Here is a 1,157-nt window from a genome sequence, read left to right on the forward strand (position 1 = left end):
CGTGGCCCAGCTGTGGGGCACGTTCTCCGGCCCGTCGACAGCGTCCGACGGCCCCGTCCTCCTGGTCGCCGACCTGCTCGGGACGGGGTGGACGATCACCGAGGCAGCCCGGCATCTCCGCTCGTCCGGGGTCCCGGCTGTCCTGCCGCTGGCGGTCGCCTCCGCCGGCTGAATCGCTGCCGGCGCATCGACAAACCGGAGTCCGGCACGGGATCATCGACCCATGGGTAATGCAACGAGGCCGTCACCGCCAGCCGGACCGGGGTTCATCACCACCCGATCGGAGCTGACATGAGTGCCCTGACGGTGGCCGCGCTCGCGGTGGGGTTCGCCCTGCTCATCGGCGGCGGCGAAGTGCTGGTGCGGGGCGCCGGCGGTCTGGCCGCGACCCTCGGGATCTCCCCGCTGGTGGTGGGACTCACCGTCGTCGCCTTCGCCACCTCGGCGCCGGAGTTCGCGGTAAGCGTCGATGCCGCGCTGAGCGGATACCCGGGATTGGCCGTCGGCAACGTCGTGGGCAGCAACATCGCGAACATCCTGCTCATCCTGGGGATGACCGCGATCGTCGCCCCTCTGGTGGCGACGTCCCGGATCGTGCGAGTCGACATCCCCATCATGGTGCTGTTCTCTCTGGTCGTGCTGCTTGTGGCACTCGACGGCACGATCAGCTTCCTCGACGGTCTGCTGCTGTTCGCCGGCCTCGTGACCTATACGACCGCGACGATCGTCATCGCGCGCAAACAGGATGGAGACCGCGCCACCGAGGCATTGGACGCCCCGGCCGGTGACAGCGCGGGCGAGACGACGCCGACCGGGGGCGAGACCTCGCACCCGGTCCTCCTCAACAGCGCTCTCGTGATCGCCGGGGTGGCGCTGCTCGTGATCGGGGCACGGCTACTCGTCACCGCGGCCAGTGATCTCGCGTCGGCCTGGGGGATGAGTGACCTGGTCATCGGTCTCACGGTGGTGGCCGTCGGGACATCCCTTCCCGAACTCGCGACGAGCATGGTCGCGGCGATCCGAGGTGAGCGCGACCTGGCGATCGGAAACATCGTGGGCAGCAACATGTTCAACATCGGTGCCGTTCTGGGGATGACCTCACTCATCGCGCCGATCGAGATCGCGGCCGGGGCCATCCGCTTCGACCTGCCGATCAT

At 68.8% G+C, this 1,157-nt stretch carries 1 protein-coding gene; it reads left to right on the plus strand.

Annotated features, from left to right (window positions below):
* Positions 1-291 precede the first annotated feature (291 nt).
* A partial coding sequence (locus tag G6018_RS16200) for a calcium/sodium antiporter (RefSeq protein WP_182640172.1) occupies positions 292-1,157 on the plus strand: 866 nt, incomplete at its 3' end.

Origin of the sequence: Dietzia sp. DQ11-44, assembly GCF_014145205.1 — a bacterium.
In the GTDB taxonomy this organism is placed as follows: domain Bacteria; phylum Actinomycetota; class Actinomycetes; order Mycobacteriales; family Mycobacteriaceae; genus Dietzia; species Dietzia natronolimnaea.